Here is a 20,457-nt window from a genome sequence, read left to right on the forward strand (position 1 = left end):
GCCGGGGCATTCGTTTGACGTCGGATCAGATCAGCGGGCTGGTGATCGCGAGTCCCGGGCCCTGGGCGAAGACCCATGCCAGAGCGAGCGCCGCACCGGCGAGAGCGATGTCCTTGTTGAAGGAGATCTGCGCCATCTGCTTGGCCTGCGGGTCCTTCTCGGTCCAGAAGTTGTGGAACAGGAACGCGGTCGGGAGGAGGAACAGCGCCAGAAGGAGCGAGCCGATCTCGCCGTAAATGCCGAACAGGACGCTCAGGCCACCGAGGGCCAGGACGACACCCGAAAGCTCAACGGACAGCTTCGCGAACGGCACTCCCTTCGCCTGGGCATAGCCGGCCATTCCATCCGCCTGAGTCAGGTGGCCCACAGCCGAGCCGATGAAGAGTGCGGCGAAGAGGATTCGGCCGACGAGAAGAATGATGTCCATTGCGATTCACCTTTGTGGTCTTTCGGTGGCGGTGTATCCGTCCCCGCTGACCGGTACAACATGGTTCCCATGTCAACCATTCCTGGTGTGACCGACGCCACTCTGCGACAATCAGATTCGTGACGTCCCCGACCAAGCCCGGGTCACGCAAGCGGACGTGGCTGATCATCGGGCTCATCGTGGCGTTCTGCGTGGGGCTCGAGATCTTCTGGTTCGTCTTCGACGAGGAGCCGGTCAGCGGCGGCCCGGCCATCAGCAAAGACGAGCCCGTCGTGCGCATCGACCCCACGGACATCGAGACCACGCGCAACATCATCAACGTCCAGATCAGTTTCATCCCCGGCAATCGATTGACCGGCGCCGACAACAAGCTCGACGAGACGGTGACCCTCGAAATCGATCCGATCTCGCAGCCATCAGACCTTCGCTTCGCGGCCGGCACCGTACCGGGCACGATCACGATCCCGTTCAGCGCGAACGGCGACCCGAAGAAGTGGCCGTTCGACAAGTACACGATTCCGTTCGACGTCTACCTCGTCACCGAGTCGGGGCAGAACATCCCGGTCACGGTCGAAATAGTCGGCCTGCCGGCCGGATTCCTGCACGACCAGCACGAGTCGCACCACCTCGCCTTCTCGCGCCCCGCCGGAACGGTGGTCTCCGCATTCGTGTTGTGCGCGATGTTGATCGCGATTGCGGCGATGGCCGTGATCGTCGCCGCGCAGACGCTGCGCGGGCGACGGCCGTTCTACCCCCCGATGATGACGTGGTTCGCCGCGATGGTTTTTGCGGTCGTACCGCTGCGATCTCTACTTCCAGGCGCGCCGCCCATCGGCGCCTGGGTCGATCGGCTCGTCGTCGTCTGGGTGCTGGCCGCGTTGGTCGTCTCGATGGGCGTCTACGCGCGGTGCTGGTGGAAAGCCGGCTAGAGGTTCGCTTCCAGCACCCATCCCCCGCCCAGCGTCGGCCCAGCGACGACCCGGCCACCAAGCTGCTGCACACGCTCGCGGAGCCCGCGAAGGCCGCTTCCCACTCCCAGGATCGATGGCGAAGCGTCGACCGCCGGGTCGTTCTCCACACGCACGATCAGGCTTCGCCCCGCGCCGCGAACCAGTACGCGCACGGCAGCGCCCGGCGCATACCGCAGTGCGTTGGTCAGACCTTCTTGAACCACTCGAAATCCCAGCTGGGCCGCCTCTGCAGCGACCCCGTCACGATCGCCTTCGAAGCGACACGTCACCTTCAGCCCGCTCGCCGTGGCCCGACCGACGATCTCCTCGATCATCGACAGATCCGGTGAGCCCACCTCTTCGCCGCCGAGCAGCCCGACCAACTTGTGCAGATCTTCGCGGCCACGCCGAGCGGAGTCGGCAATCGTCGCGAGCGCATTTCCCGCGAGCGCCGGATCGGCGTCGACGAGGCGTTGCCCTGCGGCCGCCTGCACGACCATGACGCTCAACGCGTGGCCGATGATGTCGTGCAATTCCGCGGCGATCCGAGCCCGCTCATTACGCACCGAAAGCTGCGCGAACAACTCTCGCTCCGCCTCGAGCTCCGTCCGACGGATCTCCAACTGTTTGGCGGTCTCATCGCGCAGCCGCAGCACCACCCCACCGAGGTATCCGGGCGTCAGCAGGACCAGGAAGCCAGGTGAATCGTCACCCGTCCGCCAGTACACCGCGGCAATCCACAGGACAAATGCGCCGGCCGCAATCCACGCGGCTCGGCCGCGGAAGCAGAAGCCGAAGATCGCCGCGAGAGCGAAAAACAACGGGAACGCCGAATTTCCGGGATCGAGGTCGAGCTCGATCCCAGCCATGACCACGGTGCAGGCAACAACAAGGGCGGCGGCCGGGTGCCGTCGCCACCACAGCAGCGGCAGACCGATCCCGAGCACGACCGCATAGGTCAGACATTCATGCAGGCCGGGAGGTAGTTTCCCGGTCACCGCGACCGCCACGAGAACAAGCAGAACACCGCCGGCGATCACAGCTGATTCCTGGCGGCGCAGCATGGCGCTAGACCGCGACCGGAATCTGTGCCCGCGCCCGCGCATGCCCACGCGAGACCTTGACGTCGAGCGTCCCGTCCTGGAGTCGAGCACGCTCACGCGCTCGCGAGACCGCTTGGTCGACATCGGCACCACGAGTCAGCGGTCCCGTGATCGAGAGTTCGAGCGCATCGTCGGCGAACGTCATTCGAACGTCGACCGCCTCGTCGTCGTTGCCGAGCACCGCAAGGAGATGCTCAACGATCCGGTACGCCGACAGTTCGATACTCGGCGGAAGCACTCGCGGATCACCCTCGACCGACAACCGCCCATTCCTGTGTCCCTCGCGCGTCAGCAACGCGTCGAGCTGCGTGACCGACGGAGCCGGAGACAAGGCCACTTCCCCGCCGCGCAGTGTCCCGACGATCTCGCGCATGCGGCCCAGTGTGTCCCGACTTCGCTCTTCGAGTTCGGCGAGCCGGCGGCGCGCATCCTCCGGATCGACGTCGAGGCCCGCGTCCGCGATCGCGGCGAGTTCGGACAGGTGCTGGTCGAGCAGCGCGTCGAGATCGGAAGACAACCGTATGCGATCGCCGGACACCTCGAGCGCCGCGTTCTGGTCTCGCAGGCGCTGCAACTCGGCGTTGTGCGCCTTGAGCTCCTGCGCCATCTTCGTGCGTGATTGCGCGAGGAAGCCGAGACCGACGAGTCCGAGCGAGATCGCCAGGGTCGCCGGAAGAATGTCCCGGCCCGCCGACGAATCGAACACAAGCACTGCCACGTTGAGCAGCGCGACCACCCCATAGCCGACCCACAGGTCCCGTCCGCGCAATTGAAGACCCACGAGGAACGCAAGCACGAACGCGAGGGGAAGACCAGAACCGCACCGCGTGAGATGACCGAACAACAGATCGTGCAGCGCCATGACAGTCGTCGCGACAGCGGTCACCTTGATCACGCTGCGTCGCCACCACACCACTACAAGCGGCGGAATCACGAACAACGGCACGATCCAGAATGAGTTGGAATCAATGATGACGCCATCCGCATCGGGCACGCCGACGGGCGCTCCCACCTGCACCGACGCCAGCAGCGCCGCCAGTATCACCAGCGGCACCGCGATGACGACGTCGAGGGGGCGCACGCCACGCAACAAGACGTACATCATTCTCCCTCTCCGTCAGACGTAGGCGGGTTCGAGAGTCCGTGCCGACTCTCGCCGTGCCATTTTCGCGCTGATCGCGCGAACCAGCAGGCCGATCCCGAAAGCAACCGCGCCAAGTCCCAGCGCGAACGGCATCGCTTCGAGTCCCGCCGCCGAATCGTCCACGAACACGACGACCTGGACGACAGCAACCCCGATCAGCAGCGGCAGCAAGTGTGCCTTCGGCGCGAATCGGGCGACCGCGTACGCCAGGAAGAGGCTCAGTGGCAGGCCGACTCCGCAGCGGATGACACTGCCGAACATCAGATCGTGGACCCCGATCAGTGCGACGGCACCTCCGATCGCCGCCGCCTGATTCGCCCTCCGCCACAGAATCGGCACCATCGCCAGGGCGAAGGTCGGCACGAGCAACCATGACTGGGATTCGATCGGGCTGGCGAGGTCGCCCATGTCAGCGGGGCTGGCGTTCATGTTGACGAGCATCAGTCCGGCGCCCGCGAGAACGAACAGCACGGCAATAACATAGTCGAGCGGTCGAACGCCCGTGAAAATGGTGTTCATAGGAAGTCCTTTCAGGTCCCGTGTGGATCTGAATTGACGTTATGACCAGCACATATTCGGCTTCGTCGGCCAATGGGACGAATAGTTCGCAGCGGCCTCATCCGAAAGGATGAACTACGCGTCTCGCCGCGCGAAGCCGGTCTCGTAAGCGAGAACCACCGCCTGCACACGGTCCCGCACTCCGAGCTTGGTGAGCAGGTTCGCCACGTGGGTTTTGACGGTCGTTTCGGAAACGAAGAGTTCGCCCGCGATCTCGGCGTTCGATCGTCCGCGGGCCAGGAGTCGAAGCACATCGGTCTCGCGACTCGTGAGATTCGACAGCTCCTTGGGTACGGCTTGCGATGTGGCCGGCGCGAACGCCTCGACCATGCGCTTGGTGATCGACGGCTCGATCAGCGAATCGCCACCGGCGGCTGCTCGGACCGCGGCAACGAGCCGCGACGATGGAGCGTCCTTCAACAGAAAGCCACTCGCACCGGCACGGATCGCGCGATAGACGTACTCATTGAGGTCGAACGTCGTGAGCACGACAACCTTGGGCGGCGTGCGGAGGCGCATCAACTGCTCGGTCGCGGCGAGCCCATCGAGGTTCGGCATGCGAATGTCCATGAGGACGACGTCCGGCCTGATCAGCTGCGCCTGCCGAACCGCCTCGACCCCGTCGTGAGCTTCGGCAACGACCTCGATGTCCGGTTCCGCGTTGAGGATCACCGTGAAGCCGGCACGCAAAAGCTGCTGGTCATCGGCGATGAGAACCCGGATGGTCACCCGCACATTGTCACTGACGGCTGCGGTCAGCGCGCGCGAAGCGCGCGGTACGACGCCGGGCCAACCACCTCGGCAAGTCCTTCCGGCGTCCATTCGCTCCCGTCCGCGAGGAACAGCCGGATCCCGGTCTCGCAGATACCGAGGAAGACTTCGACGAGCACCGGGCCGGTCTCGTCCGGGTTCGACACCTGCCACCGCTTGAACAACGGCATCATGACCGCACCCACCTGCGCGGAGATCTGCTGGCGACCGCGCGAAATGGCCTCGGCGAGTGCGGCATCGGAGTCGAGGCCGAAGATGATGCGCCACGATGCCGGCCGCGCCTCGACGACCGTCAGCAGGGCCCGGAATCCGTCGGTGAAGAGTTGCTCGACACTGCCGGACTTCGGTGGCGGAAGCATCCCGAAGACATTGGCGAGGAGCTCGCCGCGCTCGCGCGCCAGCAGCGCCTCGAGCACCTCTCCCCGACTCGCGAAGCAGTCGTAGACGACCGGACGCGTCACCCCCATGCGCTCGGCGATGGCCCCCATCGTCACCTTCGCGATGCCCTCGGTGGACGCGATCTCCAATGCGGTGTCGAGGACCAGGGGCCGGCGTCGCTCCGGACCGAGATGGACTGCGCGCGATTTCACCTCTGCCATTTTTTCACCGCAGTGTGATGTCCGAGATGACAAGGGGCGGCCACGCGATGATCTCGCCGATGACGGAGAAGAACCAGTCGAGGCCATGGAGATTCTCGAGGTGGCTGTCATGCGTGAACAGCCAGATCAGTCCGATCAGGCAGTACGGGATGCCGATCGCAATGACCAGGTACATGATCTGGCGGATGCTGATCCGATAGTCGAGGAACCTCTTCAACTCTGTCTCCTGTCAGGCGATGTCGCCGAGGATCGGCTGGGATTCGATGATGCCTTCGTCGCTTGGCGCCTGATGCGCGCCGAACACCCGATTGCGTTGACGTTCACGCAGTTCCAGATGCGCCTGTGACGGTAGCGCGTAGCCGTACCGCTCCTGCGCTTCCCGCGGAGTCAGCACTTCTTTGTTCCGCGGCGCGACCTCCATGAGCATGGGCGCCGCGACCGGCAGTGTCATCGGCGAGATCAGCCGGAGCAAGATCAGCTGGAGCCGAACACTGAAGCTGACCAGGGTGAAGCCGGCGCTGAGCCACGGGACGCACAGGGCGTCGAGCAGTCGACCGGTCGGTAGCCCGGACATCTGCCGCATCCAGCGCGGCATCGTCGCGAGCGTGCCACGCCGCAGGAACGCGGTGACGATCCACATGAACGGCCGCAGCACCAGCGGGATCGGCGGCAGCATGACGTCCGCGCGCAGGAGATGCTTCATCGCGTTCTTGGCGATGTCGGACCCGATGAGCTGCGGCCGCATCTGCTCGAAGTACTCCGCGATGCCCGCGCGGGTTCGCGGCACGTCATCCGGGTCGCAGGTCTGCAGTTCGGCGGCGATTGCGCACTCTTCCCAGTACTGCGCTTCCTCGTCGTCGGAAAGCCGCCCCGGGCCGTACTTTTCGTACGCCATGAGGATCGAGTGCCAGGCGGTGAGGTGAATCCACAGCTGCGAGTGCGGGTCGTTCGCGTCGTAGTTCTTCCCCGTCACCGGGTCGACTCCGACGCCCTTCGAGTGGATCTTGACGAGCACGTCGGCCGCTTTGGACGTCGACCGCGAGTCACCGAACATGACCATCGCGAAGTAGCGCAGGGTTCGGTCGTAGCGCGTGCGCGGCCGATCGAAGATCGCTTGCGTCTCGTTCACGGACGCCACCAGGGCCGGGTCGAGTTCTTCGATGACGACCGCCCGCTGGAAGCCGATCGTCAGTCCCGTTGGGTAGCTCCACACCTTCCACGCGACCGAGTCCGGTCCGAAGAACCCGTAGTCCTCCGCCGGTTCGACCTTGGGCAAGAACAACCAGTCACGCAGGGTCGCCTTCTGAGCCGGCACCGCAACCTCCTGAGATTTCCTACATGTTGTAGGAATCATGCATCGCGACGCCGCTCTTGGCAATGGGCAATTACACGGACCATTCGATCGCGGGCGGACGGACCGCTGCGCAACGAGGCATTCCGTGCCCGTCCGTGAGATGGACACTGCCCGTGAGCTGCCCGGATTCGAGAGCCGCGGTCCACGTTTCGGCGGGGACGCCATCGAGCATGAGTTTCGCGCGGCGAAACATCGCATGACTCCCCGAGTCGTCGCGGCCCATCCAGTTCAGGTAGATGAACCGTGCACCAGGACGACCCTGGATGTGTGGACCGAGTACGTCAGATCCCTTGACGGTGCAATCGAGAATCCAGACCGGCGCTTCGGCATCCGCGGCAACGACTCCGTCGACCTGCCCAGAGGGGCTCTTCCGCTGCATTCCGACGTGGATGTCGGAATAGGGGCCGCAGGCGCGACCGGGAAGGTTCGTCCCTTCGATCCGAATTCGCATGCCTGAAGTTTAGGAGTAGGCGTAGTCGTCGATCGGGAAGCGCCCGGCTTCCCACAGCCCCGATGCTGTCGGCGTCGGACGCAGCAGCGCTGCCTCGCCGTGTTGGTTGAAGTAATAGCTGTTCGCGCCGGAACAATCTCCGCGGTAGAAGACTGACGAGTCGAGCTTTTCGGTCATCCGGTCGAGGAACTCGTCGTTCGGCAGCTGCTTGACCTCGAACGTCTTGACCCGCCGTTTGCGCATCGCCCCGAACAACCGGGCCATGTGCTTCATCTGCATCTCGATCGTCCAGAAGTAGGACAACCCGTTGTACGAATACGGACTGTTGAGGCTGATGAAGTTCGGGAAGTACGGGATCGTCACACCCTCGTAGGCCTGGAAACGATTCTCCCGCCACCACTTTCCGAGGTTGCGACCCTGCCGTCCGACGATTTCGAACGCCGGGAAGTTCGCGTCCCACAGGTCGAATCCCGTGCACAGGATGAGGGTGTCGATCTGAGACTTGCGACCGTCGACCGTGACGATCCCGTCCGGCTCGATGTGGTCGATCGAGGTTGTTTCCAGCGTGACGTGCCGCTTGCTGAACGTCGGGTAGTACTCGTTCGAGAACGTCGGCCGCTTGCAACCGAACGAGTACTGCGGCGTCAGCTTGCGACGCAGCTCTGGGTCCGGCACCTGATTGCGCAAGTGCGCTCGCGCCAGAAGTTCTGCACCCTTGTTCGTTGCCCGCGCCTGCTTGTAATGCAGGACGCCGACGACCATCAATGCTTCGAGATACGCCGAATTGGCGAGGCGGGCCGCCTTCTGTGCGAACGGCACATGCGCGAACGCGAACTGCACCGGCTTCGGGATCGGGCCATCGACCTTCGGCACGACCCAGATCGGCGTGCGCTGATAGACCGTCAGCTCCGAAACCAATTTGGCGACCTCGGGAACCAACTGCACAGCGGTTGCCCCGGTGCCTATGAGCGCGGCTTTGCGACCCCGAAGTTCGTACGTGTCGTCCCACTTGGCGGAGTGAATCACCTTGCCGGCGAAGGTCTCGATACCCGGAATATCGGGCACCTTCGGCTGCGACAGGAAGCCGGTCGCGGTGAACAGATACCGCGCAACGAGGACCTCACCAGTCGCGAGGTGAACGTTCCACACCTGAGCCTTCTCGTCCCAGATCGCCTGCTCCACCGCCGTGTTGAAGCGCATGTGCCGTCGCAGGTCGTATTTCGCGGCGACGCGCTCGGCGTACTTCTTGAGCTCCGGGCCGGGTGCGTACATACGCGACCAGTACGGATTCGGCTCGAACGAATACGAGTACGTGACGGAGGCAATGTCGACGGCGAGACCGGGATACCGGTTGACGTGCCAGGTGCCACCCAGCCCGTCCTCGCGTTCGAGGATGAGGATGTTGTCGATCTTCATCCGCTTAAGCGCGATCGCAGCACCCATGCCACCAAATCCAGCGCCGACGATGATTGCCTCGTACATCACGGCCTCACTGACGTGTCTGCGAATTGACCGCCGCGTCGTAGGCACCGCGAACGGCGTGGTCGATCGAGGTGAGCGCGCGACGGTCACCGAGGATTCGCCGACCGAGTTTCATGATCGGTTCGGGTGTCACGGCGTTGACCAGGTCCCAGCCCGCGAGGTAACCGGGCACCGGAATCTCCGCCGCGCGTGTGTCGACACTGGCGACGATCGCCTTCGCGACGTCTTCGGGGTCGACCGTCGGCATGCCGTGGCCGAGTGGCACACCCGACGAAAGCCGCGTCCGGACAGCACTCGGCAGGACCGCGCTGACGCTGACGCCGGCGGGCTCGAATTCCTGCCGCACCGAGGCGGTCAGCCCGACCGCGGCGAACTTGCTGGCGTTGTAGACGGCCATGCCCGGCACCGCGAGCTTGCCGGCCATCGACGCTACGTTGACGATGTGGCCGTGACCCCGCTCGACCATGTGCGGCAGGACGAGACGCATGCCGTTGATCAGGCCGAACACATTGACGTCCATGGTGGCGCGACTGAGGCCGTCTGGTTCGTCGAGGAATCCACCGAGCGGCATGATGCCGGCATTGTTGACCAGGACGTCGATACCCGGACCCGACCGCAGGATCTTCTGAACGAAGGCCGCGAACGAGTCCTTGTCGGTCACATCAAGCGGCAGACCCATCGACAGCGCACCGAGGTTGCGAGCGGCTTCCTTCGCCGCGTCGCCGTCGAGATCACCGATGACGACGCGCGCGCCCTGCTTGGCAAACGCCTGAGCGGTCGCGTAGCCGATGCCCCGAGCGCCGCCGGTGATGACGACGACTGCACCGCGAAGCCCAAACTTCGGGTAGTTCGTCGAAAGCTTGGGAATGCTGGGGAGATTCACTGGAGGGCTTCCTTCCGGAGGGTGTTCGGGACGTTCGCCAACGCGGTTTCGAGGGCTGGAAGTCGACGCCGGGGGTCCATGTAGTTCATACCCATGGTCCGGAGTTCGGGGACGGTCGGATGTACTCGGATCACGCGCGTTCCGGAGGCCTCGAGCAGCTTGACCTCACGGTGCAGTACCGGCGACATCGCGGTGCGGATGAGGTTCTCGGCGCGGTGGCCGAACTCGCCGCCTTGGGACGCCATCGGCGCCACGATGACGACTTCATCGAGTCCGAGATGAGCGAGAAGGTCGGCCGATCCGGTCGACACCGCGCCGCCGTCGATGTAGCGGCGTCCAGCGATTTTCACCGGCGGATACCAGCCCGGAATCGCCCACGAGGCGCGGACCGCATCGCGCATATCTACGGACGGTGCTCCCGGCGAGCCGAACGCGACCCGTTTGCCGGTGGCCAGGTCGGCCGCCACGATCCAGGTCGCCGGGTGATCGACCCAGCCGCCGCCCGGGACCAGGCCATCGACCAGCATGTCGACGAAATCGGGGTTGCTTCGCCCGGCCGGGGCAAGGCCCGCAAGGATTTCCAAGCGCGACCGGCGGCGGAGGCCACCGAGCGCAAGTCCGACTGAGGAAGGCAGCCCAAAGGGGATGGCCGGGATCGTGGACGGCGGTTTGGTGAAGAACGTGCGGATCGGTTCTCGCGCGGACGGGCGTCCGAACTGCGCGTCAACCATCTCCGAGACCGGTGCACCGGCGCCGATCATCGTCGCGGCTGTCGAACCCCCCGACGTCCCGATGATGACGTCCGCAGTGCGGACATCCCAATCGAGGAACTCCTCGACCGCCGAAAGTGCGCCGACCTGCCACGCCCCGCCGACGGTTCCACCGCAGCCGAGTACCAATCCACGCTTGGTCATTCACAACTCCCTTGTTGGCATACCGACGGTATTCCGATGCACAGAGCATGTCAACGGTTCTAGAATTCGAGCCGTGGCCCGACTCAGCCGAACGGAAAGCCAGGCTCAGACCAGAAAACAACTTCTCGCGACCGCCCGTGAGTTGTTCTTCGCCGATGGCTATGTTCAGACGTCGCTGGAGAAGGTCGCAGATGCCGCCGGCTATTCGAAGGGTGCGGTCTACTCGAACTTCCGGAACAAAATCGAGCTGTGCACGGCCGTCCTCGATGAAGTCCGCGCGGAGCGCATCGAAGAAGTCATGGCGATCATCGCGCTCGACAGCGCGGAATTGCAGATGAAGGCCTTCGACGAATGGGCCCGCCGCGTCGTCGGAGACCCGGGCTGGACGAGCCTCGAAGTCGAGTTCGTGAGCAATACCCGAAGGAACGAGGACGTTCGGGACGCGCTGGGCGACCGGCTCGACAGCATCGTCAATCTCATGGCCGCCGGCATTGACGCCAGCGGCGTCGACACTCGACTCCCCGGACATGAAACGGCTCTGACACTCTTGGCGCTCGGCACCGGACTCGGGCTCTTCCGCTCGATCAACCCGTCGATTCCAGTCGACGGGTTGATCGACACGATGAAGATCATCCTGCGCAAGCACCAGTAAATGCCTAAACCAGGCGCAGTTCTCCCGGTGCGCCCGCGGGAACCACGGGGTTCAGCGGTTTGACCGGCGCGATCCGCTGGTAGGCCTCACCGAGCGCCGGACGTGGGTCCGCCTCCCCCTTGTTCGGCCAGAACGCCAACGCCCGTTCCGCCTGCGCGGTGATCGTCAGCGACGGGTTCACACCCAGGTTCGCGGTGATCGCACTGCCGTCGACGACGTGCAGGCCGGGGTATCCATAGACGCGCTGGTAGGGATCGACGACGCCGGTCTCCGCCGAATCACCGATTGTGCACCCACCGATGTAGTGGGCGGTGGCCGGGATGTTGAAGACATCGGTCGCGATGTTCTGCGTGATGCCATCGCACTGGGCCGCATACTCCCGCGCCAGGTCGTGCGCGATCGGAAGCCAGTCCGGGTTCGGTTCACCGGTACCGGGCTTGGTCTTCAACTGTCCGTGCTTGAGGAACGACGTCAGCGAGTTGTCGAGCGACTGCATGACCAGCAGGATCACTGAAGACTCCGAGGCGCCCTTCGGGTTCTGGGTCCGCACGAATGTGATCGGATGCCGCGCAATCGTCATCAAGAGCCGAGTGAACCGGAACGAACCACCGTCGACCAACGGGACCGTCTGCAGGAACAAGGAGTTCTGTCCCTTGCCGTAGGTACACACCTCGACGTGCGTCGTCGGCTCCGGATGGATCGACGAGGTGATCGCGACGCCCTGGGCGAAGTCCTTCCGGGTCTTGCTCGACACGGCGATGATCGCTTCGGAGTTGCTTCTCGTGAGCTCACCGAGTCGAGGCGACAGATCAGGGAGCGTTCCGTCGTCCTTGAGCTTGTGCAGCAACTTCTGCGTACCCAGCGCGGCAGCCGAGAACACGACCTGCTGCGCCGTGAACGTCTTGCGGCGCTTACGCAACTTGCCGTTCGCGCGTTTGGTTTCCACGAAGTATCCGCCCTGTCCGTCCGGCTTGACCGAAGTCACCGTGGTCAGGGGGTGGACCTCGGCACCCTTGCTCTCCGCGAGGTACAGGTAGTTCGTCGTGGTGACGTTCTTCGCATTGTGCTTGCAGCCGGTGAAGCATTCCGAGCAGTGGATGCAACCCGAACGCGTCGGACCCGCGCCACCGAAGTAGGGGTCGGCGACCTCTTCACCCTCGAGGCCCTCGTTGAAGAACACCCCGACGTTGGTCTTGTGGAAGGTGTCCGCGACGCCGCGGTCTTTCGCCACCTGGAGGAGGATCTCGTCGACCGGCCCGACGCGTGGGTTGGTCTCGACGCCGAGCATTCTCTTCGCCTGGTCGTAGAACGGCGCGAGTTCGGACTGCCAGTCAGTGATGTGCGCCCACGCCTTATCCCGATAGAACTCGGGAAGGGGCTCGTACAGCGTGTTGCCGTAAATGATCGAGCCGCCGCCCACCCCCGAACCGCTGAACACGACACACTTGCCCAGCACGCTGATCCGCTGAGGGCCGGTGAGGCCGAGTTTCGGCGCCCAGATCGACTTCCGGATGTTCCAGTTCGTCTTCGGGAAGTTCTCCGCGGTCCAGCGCCGGCCGGACTCGATGACGCCGACCTTGTAGCCCTTCTCCGTCAGGCGCAGCGCCGTGACGCTGCCTCCGAAGCCGGATCCGATGACCAGGACGTCGTAGTCGTAATCGGTCATGAGTTGACCACCTCATAATCTGCCGGGTTGAACTTGGCTTGGGCCTTGTACTCGTAGCCGAGCAGCGGCCAGTTGTTAGTGATCCGGCCATCGGACTGCCGGTACCAGGACGTGCATTGACTCCAGACGCTGCCGCCGAGCAGTCCCTGGATCTTCTCGTCGAACTTGCGTTCCACGTCGGCGCGAACCGCGAGCGGTCCGCCGCGCTCGGCCATGTTCTGGACGAGTTTCCCGAGGTAATGGGCTTGCGCCTCGAGGAAGTAGATGATCGACCCACCGCCGGTGTTGGTGTTCGGGCCGTACATGATGACGAGGTTCGGGAAGTCCGGAACCGTCATGCCGTAGTAGGCGTGCGCGCCCGACTGCCAGGCATCCTCGAGCTTGTGTCCCCCGACGCCCGTGATCGTCATCGGCGCCAGGAACTCGGTCGCCTTGAATCCGGTGCCCCAGATGAGAACATCGAACTCGTGCTCGACGCCATCGGCCGTCCGGATGCCCTTCTCGGTGATCTCGGAAATGCGGTCGGTGACGAGGTCGACGTTCGGCTGCGCGAGCGCCGGCAGATAGTCACTGCTGAACAGAATCCGCTTGCAGCCGATCGGATAGTCGGGCCACACCTTGTCAAAGAGTCCCGGCTTCGCCTTCGTCTGCGACTTCATGTGGCGCTTCGACCACGCCTTGACCACGGCGGCCAGCGGCTTCGAATAGACCCACGCGATGCTCAGCGCCTCGACGACGCCGTACCACGTTCCCCGCTCGACGAGCTGAGTCGCGGGCAGCAGCGTGAAGACGCGATGGTGCAGGTTCGAGAACTCGGTGTCCGGCCGCGGGATGACATAGGGCGCCGATCGCTGGAACACGGTCAGGTGGGCCGCTTCCTTCTGCACCTCCGGAATGAACTGGATCGCACTGGCGCCGGTTCCGATGACACCGACGCGCTTGCCCGTGAGGTCGACGTCGTGCTTCCACAGCGCCGAATGCATCTCGACACCCTGGAACTTCTCCCGGCCCGGGATAGGGGCGAACGCCGGCCGCGACAGCTGACCGACCGCGCTCACCAGGACGTCGGCCCGAACGACCTCGCCTGTACTGAGCGTGATCTCCCACTTGCGGTCCGCATCGACGTAGGCCGCACCGTCGACTTCGGTGTTGAACCGGATGTGGCTGCGCACGTCGTACTTGTCCGCGACATCGCGCATGTACTGCAGGATCGCGGGCTGCTGCGAAAAGCGACGAGGCCAGCGCGGATTCGGCTCAAAGGAGAACGAGTAGAACGGCGAAGGTACGTCACAGGCAGCACCTGGATACGTGTTCTCGCGCCACACGCCACCGACATCGTTGCCCTTTTCGAACACGACAATGTCGTCATAGCCGAGCTTCTTGAGCTCGATCACGGCAGCCAGTCCGCCGAATCCAGCGCCGATGACGGCGACGGACGGAGTAGTCATGATTTCCCCTCGTTCTTGTTACGCAATGCTTGTACCGCCTCGACGCAGAGCGTCGCGGAGTAGTCGATGAGCTCGGCCGGTTCGACGTCGAGGTGCCCGGCAATCCATTGCCGGAATGACTCGACGATTCCGCCGACGAGCGTGACAGAAAGTAGTTTCAGCTCCCGCTGGTATGGACGACCGTCAAACCCACCGAATGTCCGAAGCTGGAGTTCGACGAGTTCCGAGAACTCGAGAACGGCGGAGTCTCGTCGACCCTGCAAGGTCGGGCTTCCGTTGACTTCGAAGTAGAGCCGCGACAGCCCGGAGTTGTTCGCCAGGACGTCGAACAGGGCCTCTCCACCGGCCCGGCATTTCCAGTAGAGGCCGTCGGGAGCGGCCGCCATCGTGGTGAGCACGGTCGCTCGGAACTCGTCGATGAACCGGTCATAGAGAGCAGCACGCAGTTCGTCGAGGTTCCGGAAGTTCTCGTAGAAGTACCGCTCGGTGAGACCTGCGCTCACACAGACGAGCGTCACCGTCATGCCGGCGAGGCCGGCCTTCTCCACCGCCGCGAAGCCCGCGTCGATGAGTTTCGCGCGGCGCTCAGCGCGACGTTCGTCGGCACTGACGCCGCCGTACTTACGCTTCGTTGCCACCATGCGATCGATATTGACAGGGTTCGTTGTCAGAATCTAGTCTTTTTGACAAGAAGTTCTGTCAATTTCTCAAAGAGGCGACCATGACGTTCCGGAACGAGCTCACATCTCTCGAGCCAGCGTGCTCCCCCGAAGCCGCGATGGCGCTGTTCGACAAGCTGCCGGCGGTGCGCGCCGAAGACATCCTCGGCCGATGGAAGGGTCGTGAGCTCGCGACCGGACATCCCATGGACGGACGTCTGGTCGCGTCCCGCTGGTACGGCAAGCAGTTCGACAGCACGGAGAACGTGCACCCTCTGCTGTTCCAGACCCCGAGCGGCGAACTGTTCGCGGGCAACCCGTCAAAGATGCCGTTGAATCTCGCCGACAAGATCAACCCTGACGTCGTGCGCAAGATGGGCAATTTCATTGCCCTCGCGAAGCCGGTGATCTCGACCAAGAAGTACACAGCGCGACTGCGCAACATCGAACACCGCGGCGTCGTGACGGCGGCGATGGTCTACGACGCGCTACCCATCATCGACATCTTCCGCCAGGTGGACGACGACACTCTCTTGGGAGTCATGGATCTGCGTTGGTCAGATAAGCCGTACTTCTTCATCCTCGAACGCGACTAAGGCGCCTTGGCGCTCGCGATCTCGGCGAGCGTCATAAAGATCGGCTGGTCGACATCGATGTCGAGGCCCTTGGTCTGGAAGTACGCATCGAGCACTCCCCACACGAGAGGCGTGACGACGGCGATGAACTCGGCCGGGTCAGCAGCCTTTCCGGTCGAGGCGGCCGGCAACCAGGCATTCGTCGCGAGCAGCGGAACGCCGAGGAGTCCGCTGATCGCCATTTCCAAGCCCGACGTTTCTACTCCCGCGGTCCGGCTCAGCGGCTCGAACAACTCGTACAACCGTTCGGCGAACCCGCGCAGGATGCCCGTCGGAAAGCCCGACTCGCGCTGAATCCCGCCGGTGGCCAGAAAGCGGAAGACGTTCGGATGCTCGGCGACGACGTTGGCGTACCCCGACACCGCGTGGTGGATGATGTCGTGCGGTGGTCGCAACAGGAAGTTCAGATCGGGCTGGACGGCGTCGAAGACCTCATCGCTCAACTGCTGGGCAATGGCCACGGCGAGATCACTGCGGTCCGCAAAGTGCCGATAGAGCCGTGGCTTGCTCGTCTCCGCCTCGCGCGCGATGTCGTCCATGCTGACTGTCGTGCCGAGCCGGTCGATCGCGCGGATCGCCGCGTCGACGATCATGGATCGCGCGTCCCGCTCTTCCACTCGTCCCCCTCGCCTGCTCGAGGGCGATCATACGAAAAACCAGGTACGCGACGCGGCGGGTTACGCCAGCCGTTACTCTCAGTAACGCTGTTCGTACGTGGCAATCCTCGGAGGCGATGTGAACTCAGTACTGGCCGCCGGCTTTTTCGGCATGCTCGACTGGGAGGAGATGACGGGACAGTCGAAGTTCATTGTCGACATCGTCTCGATCCCGCTGTTCTCGGCGTTCGCCGGTCTCATCACCAACTGGACCGGCGTCATCATGCTGTTCGCACCGGCCCGATTCACCGGCTTCTACATGCCGGGCGCGAAGCTGATCTTCCCGTTCATGCCGCGCAAGATCCAGATCCTGCCGATCTGGGCACCCGGCGGAATCCTCGGATTCCAGGGCTTCATTCCCGCCCGCGCGGAGAAGATGGCGTCCCTCGTCACGGACAACGCGGTGGCGAAAATCGGTTCCGCCCAAGACTTCTTCATGGAGATGAACCCGCAGGCGATTGCGGCACAGGTCACTCGAATTGCGACGCCGCAGCTACCGGCGATGGTCGACCAGATCATGTGGCAGGAGAACGCGCAGCTCTGGAAGGACATGCCGCCCCAGGGTAAGAAGCTGCTGATCAACCGCATTCAGAAGGAGTCCCCGAAGATCATCGGGCGGGCGTTCGACTTCATCGGGAGCAACTTCAACAGCCTCATCAACATCAAGCTGCTCGTTGTGGGCTACCTGCGTAAACGGCCCGAGTTGATGAAGGACATCATCTACGACCTCGGCGCCCCGGAACTGAAGTTCATGGTGCGGATCGGTCTGCTCGGTTTTCCATTCGGTGTCATCCTCGCGCTCTGGTTGTCGTTCCTTCACTACACCGGTGAGCACGCCAAGGAGGCCCACGAGGCGAACCCCGGTGCCGTCTTCCTCGACGTTTTCCCGAGTTGGCTGGGCTGGCTCGACACCGGGCTGCACTGGATCCCGGTCTGGATCTGGGTGCTCGGTGGCGCCGCCCTCGTCGGTGTCGTCGTCAACATCATCGCGATCAAGGTCGTGTTCGAGCCGTCGACTCCGCAGCCCCGCTACAAGTACCTGTGGAAGCACGCGAAGTTCGCCAAGCGTCAGCATGATGCCGCCGCGAGCCTCGGCCACGCGATCGCCTACCAGATCGTCACCCTCGAAATCATCGCGCAGGAACTCTTCGACGGCCCCAACGGCGACAAGACGCGTGAGGTGATCGCGACCTTCCTGAAGGCCGAGATCAACCGAATGCTCGGCCCGATCCTCCCGCTCGCGCGGCTCGCATCGGGTAGCGCGGAATTCCAGGCAACACTGGAGACCGCCGGCGCCACCCTCGCGATTGAAATGCAGCCGTGGCTCGTCGACGATGTCGAATTCAGTCGCGAGACCGCCGAGAAGATCAAGGTCCTGTGCACGGAGAAGTTGCAGGAACTTCCGCCGGAAGAGTTCGTCGAGATGCTCTACGTGGCGATCGAGCAGGACGCGTGGCTGTTGTACCTCCACGGTGGTCTGCTCGGTGTCATCGTCGGCGCCTTCCACCTCCTGATGTTCGGCACCTGACCCTGGTGGTACCTCCGCGAGCCTGATCGGGCCACAATGTGCGTGTGTTCGACTCCTTGTCGCCCGTGGAGATCGCCGCCGTCCTCGGCGACGACATCGATACTCGCCTGCTGACCGAACTCACCGGGCGCGACACCTTGAGCATCTTGGACGAGCTGGCTCTCGCGCACGACGCCATCGAGGTCGACGGAACGCACGCGCGTTTCACCAGTGACGGCGCACGTCGCCAACTACTCAAGAGCGTTCCGCCGTCGCGGCGGGCAGCCGTCCACGCTGGCGCGACGCGCATTCTCATGGCCCAGCAGACCGCAGCCGACGTGCTCAAACAGCACCTTGATGCGGGCACTCCGGCGCTCACGGTCGCCGAACGTGCACGCGCCCTCGTCGCGTTGGGCGATGCCCTCCTCCGCGAACGCGACCTCAACAGCGCCCGCGAGACGTTCCTGGCCGCGGTCGAACCGGCGCGTGCCGCGGGCGACGCCGTCACGTTGTCGCGCGCGGCTCTCGGCCTGGGCGCCGGAACGGTCGGATTCGAAGTTCAACTCGTCGATCGAGCCCAGCTCGACCTGCTCGATGAAGCGCTGCGGGCGCTCGGCGACCGCGATGCCGGCCTGGCCGCAGCGTTGACGGCGCGAAAGTCGATCGCACTCACCTACATCGCACCACCGGACGAACGCGAGCGGCTCGCTCGGACGGCGCTCGAGAATGCACCTGATCCGGTGACTCGAGCCCATGCGTTGGCTGCGTTGTGCGACGCGCAGGCCGGGCCGTCTCATCGCGCCGAGCGCCTGGAGATGTCGAACGAGATCGTCGGCATCGCACACGGCGCCGCGGATGCTCGGCTCGAACTGCTGGGCCGTCGCCTGCGCCTCGTCGCCCATGCCGAAAGTGGCGACTTCACCGCGGTCGAAGCCGACGTCCGCGACTACGCGGCGCTCGTGCAGACCCTGCCGGAGCCGATCTACGCGTGGTACGTCCCGTTGTGGCGAGCAAGTCGCGCGCTGCTCGACGGCCGACTCGACGACTGCGCCCACCTGCTCGACAGCGCCATCCGCCACGGCGAATCGGCCGGCAGCTTCAACTGCTACATGCTCACCGAGACGCTGAAATGGTGCCTCTTCAGTACTCGCGAGGACGAATCCGCGCTGCGCGACATCGTGCGTGCGATGTCCGAATACAGCGAGCTGTGGGCGCTCGTCGCGCGAGCGCATGTGCACGCTCAGGTGGGAGACACCGATCGCGCCCGGTCGCTGATCGACGCCGTCGCCCCGCGGCTTCCGGAGTTGCCGTTCGACTCCGAGTGGCTGCCGTCGCTCGCGCAGGTCGCCGAGACGTGTGAACGACTGGGACAACACGCGGTGTCCGGTTGGCTGTACGACCAACTGCTGCCGTACGCCGACCAATGGGTCATCGAGGGGATCTTCGCGGCAGCTCGAGGCAGTGCGCATTTGTTCCTGGGACTCGCGGCGCGGGCGAAGGGCGATCCGGTCGCGGCTCAACGACACCTCGAAGAAGCCCTCGCTCGACACCAGGCTGCGGGCGCACCGGTTCTCGCGGCCCGTGCCCTGGCACTCCTGGGCGTACCGACGAAGAGCGCTGCCCCGAACGAAGGCTCGGGAACGTTCACGCGCGATGGCGACATCTGGCACGTCGGCCTCTCCGGAGTCGCCGCACCGGTCCGCCACGTCAAGGGCATGTCCGACATCGCCGCGCTGCTTCGCCGACCCCACGAGCCCGTGCGGGCCGTCGACCTCATCGGCAGCACGGCAGCGCCGACGTCCGGGTTGGGACCCGCCCTCGATGAACAGGCGAAGCGCGCGTACCGACAGCGGCTCAACGAGCTTTCGTCGCTGCTCGCCGACGCCGATGATCGCGGAGATTCCCGCGCGTCGAAGGCGCTCGCCGCCGAGCAGGAGGCGCTGCTCGGCGAACTGTCCGGAGCATTCGGGATCGGTGGTCGCGCGCGGCCGAAGGGTGATGCCGGTGAAAAGGCACGCACCGCCGTGACCGCCCGGATTCGGGACGCCATCAAACGGATCGAAGCCGCGCAGCCCGACGTCGGTCGCCACCTGCGACTTTCTGTCAAAACCGGAATTTCGTGCTCTTACGAGCCGGAACGACCCGTGCACTGGAATCTCACGTCGTAAGTCGCGATCTCACGCCTTCTAGGTGAAAGCAATGCCAATCACCGACAAGGAGGGCGACATGCCCAAGGCAAACAAGGCCGGAACCCCCATCGCCGTCAGCGAAGACGTCATCGAAGGCCGGTACGCCGAACTCGGTTCGTACACCGTCGGATTCGAGACGTTCTTCCAGGACGTCGACCCCGCGCCCCTGTTCCAGGGACTTCCCGACGACAAATGCCAGTCGCCGCACTGGGGTCACGTGGTCGCTGGTCGCATCACGTTCCGCTACGCCGACCACGAGGAGACGTACGAAGCCGGCGACGTGTATTACGCACCGCCCGGCCACCTTCCGCTCATCGCGGCCGGCACTGAGGTGATCGAGTTCAGCCCGACCGCCGAGCTCAACGCCACCATGGCCGTCGTCATGGGCAACATGGGTTAGGAGAAGAAC

The 20,457-nt window shown here is 64.3% G+C and carries 22 protein-coding genes; 6 read left to right on the top strand and 16 right to left on the bottom strand.

The window, feature by feature from the left end; genetic code table 11:
* Window positions 1–25: 25 nt before the first annotated feature.
* Window positions 26–427 (bottom strand): DoxX family protein, encoded by a 402-nt coding sequence (locus F600_RS0106675; RefSeq protein ID WP_018159821.1) that lies wholly within the window; start codon window positions 425–427, stop codon window positions 26–28.
* A gap of 119 nt (window positions 428–546) precedes the next feature.
* Between F600_RS0106675 and F600_RS27225 the strand changes: the two genes are divergently transcribed.
* On the top strand, window positions 547–1,356 hold the full coding sequence (locus F600_RS27225; protein ID WP_018159822.1) for a DUF4436 family protein: 810 nt from the start codon (window positions 547–549) through the stop codon (window positions 1,354–1,356).
* Here F600_RS27225 and F600_RS0106685 read toward each other — a convergent pair.
* The 11 genes from F600_RS0106685 to F600_RS27230 all read right to left on the bottom strand — a co-directional run bounded on the left by F600_RS0106685 (window position 1,353) and on the right by F600_RS27230 (window position 10,636).
* The gene (locus F600_RS0106685; RefSeq protein ID WP_018159823.1) at window positions 1,353–2,441 is read right to left on the bottom strand and encodes a sensor histidine kinase; all 1,089 of its coding nucleotides are present in this window, start codon (window positions 2,439–2,441) and stop codon (window positions 1,353–1,355) included. The two genes, F600_RS27225 and F600_RS0106685, sit on opposite strands and share 4 nt — an antisense overlap.
* Before the next feature lie 4 nt (window positions 2,442–2,445).
* On the bottom strand, window positions 2,446–3,585 hold the full coding sequence (locus F600_RS31550) for a sensor histidine kinase (protein ID WP_018159824.1): 1,140 nt from the start codon (window positions 3,583–3,585) through the stop codon (window positions 2,446–2,448).
* Between the two features lie 12 nt (window positions 3,586–3,597).
* A complete protein-coding gene (locus tag F600_RS0106695) occupies window positions 3,598–4,143 on the bottom strand; it encodes a hypothetical protein (RefSeq protein ID WP_018159825.1) in 546 nt (181 codons plus the stop codon).
* Between the two features lie 114 nt (window positions 4,144–4,257).
* A complete protein-coding gene (locus tag F600_RS0106700) occupies window positions 4,258–4,911 on the bottom strand; it encodes a response regulator transcription factor (RefSeq protein WP_018159826.1) in 654 nt (217 codons plus the stop codon).
* 26 nt (window positions 4,912–4,937) lie between these two features.
* A complete protein-coding gene (locus F600_RS0106705) occupies window positions 4,938–5,552 on the bottom strand; it encodes a TetR/AcrR family transcriptional regulator (protein WP_018159827.1) in 615 nt (204 codons plus the stop codon).
* Between the two features lie 4 nt (window positions 5,553–5,556).
* Complete coding sequence (locus F600_RS0106710; protein WP_018159828.1) at window positions 5,557–5,769, bottom strand: hypothetical protein; 213 nt, start codon at window positions 5,767–5,769, stop codon at window positions 5,557–5,559.
* Between the two features lie 12 nt (window positions 5,770–5,781).
* Window positions 5,782–6,867, bottom strand: a complete 1,086-nt coding sequence (locus F600_RS0106715) for an oxygenase MpaB family protein (protein WP_018159829.1) — start codon at window positions 6,865–6,867, stop codon at window positions 5,782–5,784.
* Between the two features lie 70 nt (window positions 6,868–6,937).
* Window positions 6,938–7,357 (bottom strand): DUF5990 family protein, encoded by a 420-nt coding sequence (locus F600_RS0106720; protein WP_018159830.1) that lies wholly within the window; start codon window positions 7,355–7,357, stop codon window positions 6,938–6,940.
* A gap of 9 nt (window positions 7,358–7,366) precedes the next feature.
* Window positions 7,367–8,839 carry a flavin-containing monooxygenase gene (locus F600_RS0106725; RefSeq protein WP_018159831.1) on the bottom strand — a complete coding sequence of 491 codons (1,473 nt, stop codon included), beginning with the start codon at window positions 8,837–8,839 and terminating at the stop codon, window positions 7,367–7,369.
* 7 nt (window positions 8,840–8,846) lie between these two features.
* Complete coding sequence (locus F600_RS0106730; RefSeq protein WP_018159832.1) at window positions 8,847–9,722, bottom strand: SDR family oxidoreductase; 876 nt, start codon at window positions 9,720–9,722, stop codon at window positions 8,847–8,849.
* Window positions 9,719–10,636, bottom strand: coding sequence for a patatin-like phospholipase family protein (locus tag F600_RS27230; protein ID WP_018159833.1), 918 nt, complete (start codon window positions 10,634–10,636; stop codon window positions 9,719–9,721). The genes F600_RS0106730 and F600_RS27230 overlap by 4 nt, the downstream gene beginning before the upstream one ends.
* A gap of 73 nt (window positions 10,637–10,709) precedes the next feature.
* Between F600_RS27230 and F600_RS0106740 the strand changes: the two genes are divergently transcribed.
* Window positions 10,710–11,288 carry a TetR/AcrR family transcriptional regulator gene (locus F600_RS0106740; protein WP_018159834.1) on the top strand — a complete coding sequence of 193 codons (579 nt, stop codon included), beginning with the start codon at window positions 10,710–10,712 and terminating at the stop codon, window positions 11,286–11,288.
* Between the two features lie 4 nt (window positions 11,289–11,292).
* On the opposite strand, the gene F600_RS0106745 is transcribed toward F600_RS0106740, so the two are convergent.
* Genes F600_RS0106745 through F600_RS30155 form a run of 3 tightly spaced genes read right to left on the bottom strand, consistent with a single transcriptional unit; the run spans window position 11,293 to window position 15,043 of the window.
* A complete protein-coding gene (locus F600_RS0106745; RefSeq protein ID WP_018159835.1) occupies window positions 11,293–12,954 on the bottom strand; it encodes a GMC oxidoreductase in 1,662 nt (553 codons plus the stop codon).
* The gene (locus F600_RS0106750; protein ID WP_018159836.1) at window positions 12,951–14,402 is read right to left on the bottom strand and encodes a flavin-containing monooxygenase; all 1,452 of its coding nucleotides are present in this window, start codon (window positions 14,400–14,402) and stop codon (window positions 12,951–12,953) included. The genes F600_RS0106745 and F600_RS0106750 overlap by 4 nt, the downstream gene beginning before the upstream one ends.
* The gene (locus F600_RS30155; protein ID WP_018159837.1) at window positions 14,399–15,043 is read right to left on the bottom strand and encodes a TetR/AcrR family transcriptional regulator; all 645 of its coding nucleotides are present in this window, start codon (window positions 15,041–15,043) and stop codon (window positions 14,399–14,401) included. The genes F600_RS0106750 and F600_RS30155 overlap by 4 nt, the downstream gene beginning before the upstream one ends.
* An 80-nt stretch (window positions 15,044–15,123) precedes the next feature.
* On the opposite strand from F600_RS30155, the gene F600_RS0106760 reads away from it, so the two are divergent.
* The gene (locus F600_RS0106760) at window positions 15,124–15,657 is read left to right on the top strand and encodes a DUF4334 domain-containing protein (RefSeq protein WP_018159838.1); all 534 of its coding nucleotides are present in this window, start codon (window positions 15,124–15,126) and stop codon (window positions 15,655–15,657) included.
* Here F600_RS0106760 and F600_RS0106765 read toward each other — a convergent pair.
* Window positions 15,654–16,313: a TetR/AcrR family transcriptional regulator gene (locus F600_RS0106765; protein ID WP_018159839.1), complete on the bottom strand. Its 660-nt coding sequence runs from the start codon at window positions 16,311–16,313 to the stop codon at window positions 15,654–15,656. The two genes, F600_RS0106760 and F600_RS0106765, sit on opposite strands and share 4 nt — an antisense overlap.
* Before the next feature lie 118 nt (window positions 16,314–16,431).
* On the opposite strand from F600_RS0106765, the gene F600_RS0106770 reads away from it, so the two are divergent.
* The 3 genes from F600_RS0106770 to F600_RS0106780 are packed head-to-tail and all read left to right on the top strand — an operon-like array spanning window position 16,432 to window position 20,448.
* Entirely contained in the window at window positions 16,432–17,880 is a 1,449-nt protein-coding gene (locus tag F600_RS0106770; protein ID WP_040630737.1) for a DUF445 domain-containing protein, read from the top strand.
* Window positions 17,881–17,924: 44 nt separating this feature from the next.
* Window positions 17,925–20,027, top strand: a complete 2,103-nt coding sequence (locus tag F600_RS0106775) for a hypothetical protein (RefSeq protein WP_156024448.1) — start codon at window positions 17,925–17,927, stop codon at window positions 20,025–20,027.
* A 31-nt stretch (window positions 20,028–20,058) separates the two neighbouring features.
* On the top strand, window positions 20,059–20,448 hold the full coding sequence (locus tag F600_RS0106780; protein WP_018159842.1) for a cupin domain-containing protein: 390 nt from the start codon (window positions 20,059–20,061) through the stop codon (window positions 20,446–20,448).
* Window positions 20,449–20,457: the final 9 nt, after the last annotated feature.

The organism is Smaragdicoccus niigatensis DSM 44881 = NBRC 103563, from assembly GCF_000380645.1.
Taxonomy (GTDB): domain Bacteria; phylum Actinomycetota; class Actinomycetes; order Mycobacteriales; family Mycobacteriaceae; genus Smaragdicoccus; species Smaragdicoccus niigatensis.